Origin of the sequence: Nocardia brasiliensis IFM 10847 (assembly GCF_000710915.1) — a bacterium.
Taxonomy (GTDB): Bacteria; Actinomycetota; Actinomycetes; order Mycobacteriales; family Mycobacteriaceae; genus Nocardia; species Nocardia brasiliensis_A.
In genome coordinates, this window is sequence record NZ_BAUA01000167.1 from 22,116 (window position 1) to 28,406 (window position 6,291).

At 68.4% G+C, this 6,291-nt stretch carries 4 protein-coding genes; 2 read left to right on the top strand and 2 right to left on the bottom strand.

Annotation, left to right across the window (positions count from 1 at the left end):
- Position 1 precedes the first annotated feature (1 nt).
- The gene (locus tag NBRGI_RS32645; RefSeq protein ID WP_051728207.1) at positions 2 to 1,507 is read right to left on the bottom strand and encodes an endoglycoceramidase I; all 1,506 of its coding nucleotides are present in this window, start codon (positions 1,505 to 1,507) and stop codon (positions 2 to 4) included.
- 139 nt (positions 1,508 to 1,646) lie between these two features.
- Between NBRGI_RS32645 and NBRGI_RS32650 the strand changes: the two genes are divergently transcribed.
- The gene (locus NBRGI_RS32650; RefSeq protein WP_235211172.1) at positions 1,647 to 2,666 is read left to right on the top strand and encodes an ABC transporter substrate-binding protein; all 1,020 of its coding nucleotides are present in this window, start codon (positions 1,647 to 1,649) and stop codon (positions 2,664 to 2,666) included.
- 10 nt (positions 2,667 to 2,676) lie between these two features.
- On the opposite strand, the gene NBRGI_RS32655 is transcribed toward NBRGI_RS32650, so the two are convergent.
- Complete coding sequence (locus NBRGI_RS32655; protein ID WP_081878328.1) at positions 2,677 to 3,837, bottom strand: AbrB family transcriptional regulator; 1,161 nt, start codon at positions 3,835 to 3,837, stop codon at positions 2,677 to 2,679.
- 213 nt (positions 3,838 to 4,050) lie between these two features.
- Here NBRGI_RS32655 and NBRGI_RS32660 point away from each other — a divergent pair, with 213 nt between their 5' ends.
- Positions 4,051 to 6,165, top strand: coding sequence for an acyltransferase family protein (locus tag NBRGI_RS32660; protein WP_029901035.1), 2,115 nt, complete (start codon positions 4,051 to 4,053; stop codon positions 6,163 to 6,165).
- The last annotated feature ends 126 nt before the right edge of the window (positions 6,166 to 6,291 follow it).

Genomic DNA, 6,291 nt, shown 5'->3' on the forward strand with positions numbered 1-6,291 from the left:
GTCAGGGCGTGCCGCTGATCGGTCCGGCCGGCACCGTGGCCCCTTTCGACCCGGGCCGATGGATCTGCACCGTGACCGGGGCCGAGCCGGTCGCTTCGACGGTGACGATCCGTGCGCCGGCCGCCGAGGTGACTTTCCCGCCCTCGACGCGGACCTCGTAGCCGTTCGGATAGTGCAGGTCGGACACGTAGATCTCGGTGGGCGCGGACAGTGCCTGCGGCGTGTAGCGGTAGGCGAAATCCCCGGTGGCGGGGTCGAATTGCGGGCGTTGCGGGGTGCCCGCGGTCGCGCGGGGATAGGTGCGCACCAGGTCGCGTCCGATCTCGCCGAGGAACGGGTCGGGTTTCGGACCGCCCTGCCCGAAGCGGGACGCGTAGTGCCAGTAGTGCCAGCCGATGAATCGCTCGTCGGCCCGGGTGAGCGTGTTGCGCAGCACGGTGGCGTCCCCGTCACCGAATTCGGTGACCAGCGTAGGGATTCCGGTGCGCTGGGCGAAGGAGTCGATATTGCCCCAGGTCTTGTCCTGCTGCACCGGGCACACCCCGCGCAATTCCTCGGGCAGTCCGAGATAGATCGCCAGCTGGCTCGGGATGCAGTAATCGTGCGGCGCGAACACGATATCGGGCGAGGTGATCGGCGGATTCTTGCCCAGATGCGAGGGCATCGTCTCGTTCCAGGTCACATTCGGTTCCCAGAAAATAGGCAGGTCGGCGTTGCGGGCCCGCACCGCATCGGTCAGCTTCTGCATCGCCGCTTGGTATTTGGTGTCGAAGCGGGGGCAGCCGTCCGGAAAACAACTGAGGAAGGGCGAACCGGGCCACGGCTCGTTCAGCAATTCGAGGCCGAGGACGCCGGTGCGGCCCTTGACCTTCTCCGCCAACGCGGCGAGCGCGGCGCCGAGCTGGTCCAGCACGCCGTTGCTGTTGTCCCACACCTCGTCCCAGCCACGGTTCATGCTCGGCATCAGGTAGTACAGCGGGAAACCGGGATTCGGTTCCAGCTTGCCCGGGCGGGCACGCAGCGACCACTCCGGGAAACCGTTGCCGCCCCAGATCTTCGACAGTCCGTCCTGATGGTTGTCGAGCAAGGTGTAGATGCCATGTGCCGCAAGGGTATCGACGACCTTCGCCACCCGGTCGAGATAGGCGGTGTCGACCACGCCGCGGGTGGGCATCAGCCCCGCGAAGTTCACGCCGAGCCGCACCGTGTTGAACCCGTGGCGGGCGAGCAGGGCGGCGTCTTCGTCGGTCACGGTGAAACCGTCGCCCGGCTCGACGTACGGCGCGTCTTTGTCGACGTTGTTGACGCCGTGCAGCAACACTTTTCGGCCCTGCGCGTCGACGAGGTATGCGCCTTCGGCTTGAATCCGGCTGAGCGCCGGTGCATCCGGGGCGGGCGCGGCTTGCGCGGGAAGGCCGACCAACGTCGAACATCCGATCATCGCGACGGCGGCACCGGCCACCCATCGTCGGCCGCGCGTTCGTGCCGTGGCCAGTGTCCGTTTCATCGCAGTGCGCATGCCTGATGGTCACATGTCCAGTTCAACCTGCCCTAGTGGCGACTTCCCCAGTTGCGCGCTGGGAACGGGCCGCTTGGGCTCTTGATCCAGGTAAGGCTTGCCTAACCGATATGTTCTAATGGCCCTCATGGACACAATCCAGCTATCCCGCCGCAGTCTGCTCGCCACCGCTTGCGCAGCCGGACTCGGTGCCGTCGTCACCGCGTGCACCGGCCGGTCGCCCGCGGACGATCCGTCCGCGGCAGGCGGCAGCTGGAGCTTCACCGACGATCGCGGTAGTACGGTCCGCACCGACGGCATTCCGAGCCGGATCGTCGCCTTCGGCGGTTCGGCCGGGCTGCTGGCCGATTACGGCCTGCAGGATCGGGTCGTCGGCGTGTTCGGCGAAGCGGTGACCCCTACCGGACAGGCTTCCGCGCTGGCCGGCGACCTGGACGTAGGCAAGGTGACCGTCCTCGGCAACAATTGGGGCGATTTCAATCTGGAGAAATACGCGAGCCTCGAACCCGACCTGCTGATCACCGACGAATACGTGCCGGATCGGCTCTGGTACGTGCCGGATTCGAGCAAGGACAAGATCCTGGCGATCAACCCGAACGTCGTCGCGGTGCGAATCGCTCGCAAGACGTTGCCGCAGCTGATCACCCGCTACGGCGAGTTGGCCACGGCGCTGGGCGCGGATCTGAACGCACCCCGGCCGGCGCAGGCCAAGGCTCGTTTCGACGCCGCGGTACAGGCGGTCCGCGACGCGCTGGCCCAGCGTCCGGGCCTGCGCGTGCTGGCGGCCTCGGCCGCGCCCGGCATCTTCTACGTGTCCGACCCGCGGGTCTCGGCCGATCTGAGCTACTTCGCGGAACTCGGCGTGGACATGGTGGTGCCCGACAATGTCGCGGGTGACGGCTTCTTCGAGGAGCTGAGCTGGGAACGCACCGACAAATATCCCGCCGATCTGATCCTGCTCGATCGCCGCGCGGCCGCACTGTCCCTGGACGCGCTCAACGCGAATCCGGTGTGGCGCAGCCTGCCCGCGGTGCGCGCGGGTCAGGTCGCCGACTGGCAGCCGGTGTTCCGGTTCTCGCCTGCGGGCGCCGCACCGCTGCTGGAGGATCTGGCCGCGGCGATCCGGCGGTCCGCGAAGGTCAGCTGAGGCGTGACGTTCAGCGCTGCTCGGGCACCGTCGCATTCGCCTCGGCGGTGACCGGGCATCCGGCCTCCGGCTCGGCGCGCGGCTCCCGGTCCCGCAGCAGCCGCAGAACCAGCGGCAGCGCCAGCACCATCGCGAACAGGCGCAGGCTTTGCGCGCCGGCGATGAGCGTGAGGTCGCTGTTCAACGACTCCGCGATGCCGAGCACGGCATTGATGCCACCCGGTGTGGTGGCCAGGTAGACGTCGGAATACTCCAGACCGGCCAGGACCGAGACCACCGCCGCGACCCCGCCGACGATCGCGCACAACGCGACGATGGCCGCCACCATCGCCGGGATCAGTCGGAACATCTGTCGCACCACCGGTTTGGTGAAGCGCGCGCCGACCTCGAAGCCGATGAGCACGAACAGCACATCCCGGAACAGGTTGGTCGGCGCGAACCCGTGTGTCACGCCCGTGGTGGTGAGCACCGCGGTGATCAGCATCGGGCCGATCAGCGGTGCGTTGGGCAGGCGCAATCGGCGACCGAGCCAGATGCCGGCGATGGCCAGCACGATCGCGATCGATAGTCCGGCCACCTGGTCGCCGCGCCCGACCATCACCCAGCCCGGCAGGGCCGCGTCGACCGCCGCGTGCCCGTCGAGGTGCGGGCCGTCGGCGGTGAGATCGCCGTCCCGGATCAAGGTGGCGACCAGCGGCGCGGTCAGCACGACGATTCCGACCCGCAGATACTGCATGAACGCGACGATCCGGGAATCCGCGCCCGCTTCGTCGGCCGCGGCCACCACGGCCGCGGAACCGCCGGCGATCATGCCCAGCGTCGAGGTGGCGAGGTCTACCTTGGTCACTCGAGCGAACACATAGGCCGCCGCGCAACTGGCGGCCAGACTCCCCGCGGCGACCGCGGTGACCGGCACGATCGCCCAGCCGATCCGGGCGAGCAGCTTGACCTGTAGATAGCTCCCCATCAACACGCCGAGCATCGCCTGCGTGCCGAGCGACACATTCGCGGGCAGTGGCGCGGGCAGTCTGCCGATCAGCGCCAGCACCGCGCCGACCAGCAACGCGAGGATCATCTGTGGCGCGGGAAAGCCGACCTTGCCCAAAAGCCAAGCGGCGCCGACGGTTACCGCGGTGAGAAACAGCCACGTGCACGCCTGTCGACGACTCATATGTGCGGACGATACCGCCGTAGAGTTAACAACTCGCAAATCAATGGTTCCGGCAGGCTACGTTTGGCACCGCGCGAATGAGACGATGGGCACACTCGTCGCTATCGCGGATATGACCGGAGTCCGACCGACGTGATAGGAGAATAGGGTGCGTCGCATATTTGATTCGCCCGGACCGGCAGCGCCGGCCTCGCAGCGGTACGCGCGGCGCCGATGACGGAATCCGAAGCAGCGCCTACGGTCACCGGTACGCCGCGGGTCGAGTCGGCGCAACCCGCACCCGCCCGCGCCGACGACCCGCGTTACCGCCGTGACCTCGACGGACTGCGCGGCGTGGCGATCGCGCTGGTCGTGGTGTTCCACGTGTGGTTCGGGAAGGTGTCGGGCGGGGTCGACGTATTCCTGGTGCTGTCGGGATTCTTCTTCACCGCAATGGTGTTGCGCCGCGCGGAGTCCGGCGCGCTCGGCGTGGTGTGGACGGTGCGCCGGACCGCGCGGCGGTTGTATCCCGCGCTGCTGGTGGTGCTGGCGGCGGTGCTGGTGGCCACCGTCGTGCTGCGGCCCTACACCCAGTGGTCCGATATCGCCGACCAGACGCTGGCCTCGGTGCTGTACTACCAGAATTGGGATCTGGCGCTCTCGTGGGCGGACTACCTCGCCGCGGATCCGTCGGTGAGTCCGCTGCAACATCTGTGGTCGATGTCGGTGCAGACCCAGTTCTATCTGGCGATTCTGTTGGTGATCGCGCTGGTGGCGGCGGCATGCCGCACCTTCGGGCACGCCGCGCACTTACGCGTGGTGCTGGCGTCGGTGCTGGGCGGGCTCGCGGCGATGTCGCTGGTCTACGCCACCCTGGGCGTCGCGCACCGGCAGGGCTGGAACTACTACGACAGCGGCGCGCGGGCCTGGGAACTGCTGGCCGGCGGTCTGCTCGCGATCGCCGTGCCGTGGTTGCGTGCGCGTCGCTGGGTGCGCCTGCTGCTCGCCGCGTTCGGGACCGCTGCGGTATTGCTGTGCGGGCTCCTGTTCGACGGCGCGAATTCTTTCCCCGGCCCGGCCGCCCTGTTTCCGGTGGCCGCCGCCGCGGCTTTGATCATGGCGGGCAACGGAGTTCCGCCCGCGGCACGTCCGTTGCCGAGCAAAGTGCTCGCCACCCGTCCCATGGTCGCGCTGGGCGAACTCGCCTACCCGCTGTATCTGTGGCACTGGCCGATTCTGATCTTCGTGCTCACCGAGCGCGGGACCAGCGTGATCGGCCTGACCGACGGCGCGCTGGTCATCGTGGTGTCGCTGGTCCTCGCCTACCTCACGCACCATCTGATCGAAGAGCCGTTGCGCACGCGGTCCGGGCGCGCGCCGGCGCCGCGTGCCGCGCTGGTCTATCGCCGGACCGCCGGCGTGGCCGTTGCGCTGGTGGGCTTTTGCGTGGTCGGCGTCGGATTCGGCTGGCACATCGTGGTCCGGGCGAATCCGCCGAAACCCGCCGCGATGCTGGATCCGCTGCACTATCCCGGGGCCGAAGCACTGGCCTCGGGTGCCGAGGTGCCCGCCGCGCGGATGCGGCCGACGGTATTCGAGGCGCCCGCCGAGGCCGCCTATCCCAGCGTCGACGGGTGCATCGCGGACTGGCTGACCCGGGACGTGATCACCTGTAGCTACGGCGATGTCGCGGCGTCCCGGACCATCGCGGTGACCGGCAGCTCGCACGCCGAACACTGGGTGCCCGCGCTCGACCTGCTCGGGAAGCAACACCAGTTCCGCGTCGAGGTGTATCTGAAGATGGGTTGCCCGCTGACGATCGCCGAAGAGGTGAGCTACAAAGGGGAACCGAACCCGGATTGCCGCGACTGGTCCCGGGACGTGCTCGACCGGCTCGGGGTGGACCGTCCCGACTGGGTCTTCACCACCAGCACCCGCCCGCGCGACGATATCGGCGACGAGACGCCGCCGGAGTACCTCGACGTGTGGTCGGCGCTGTCCGAGCGCAACCTGAACCTGCTCGCCATGCGGGACACGCCGTGGCTGCGGCGCAACGGGATTCGCTATCGCGGCATCGATTGCCTCGCGCACGGCGGCGACCGGATCAGTTGCGGCATGAAACGGGCGGACGCGCTGGACGCCGTCGATCCGGCCGACGCGCCCGCCGCCTCGTATCCGAATGTGTTCCCGCTCGATCTCACCGACGCGGTGTGCGAACCGGAGGTCTGCCCGATCGCGGAGGGCAACATCTTGATCTACCACGACGAGCATCACCTGACCGCCAGCTATTCCCGTTCGCTCGCACCGGAACTCGGCCGCCGACTGCAACCGATCCTCGGCTGGTGGTGATCGAGCCGTAGCTCACACGAGGTGGACGCCGATCAGCGGGACCGCCTCGAGCGGGTGGTGGCCGTCGAAGAGCAGAGCGGTGGCGTCGAGGTCCGCGTCCGACCGGTGTTAGGCTGGGGCGGTCTT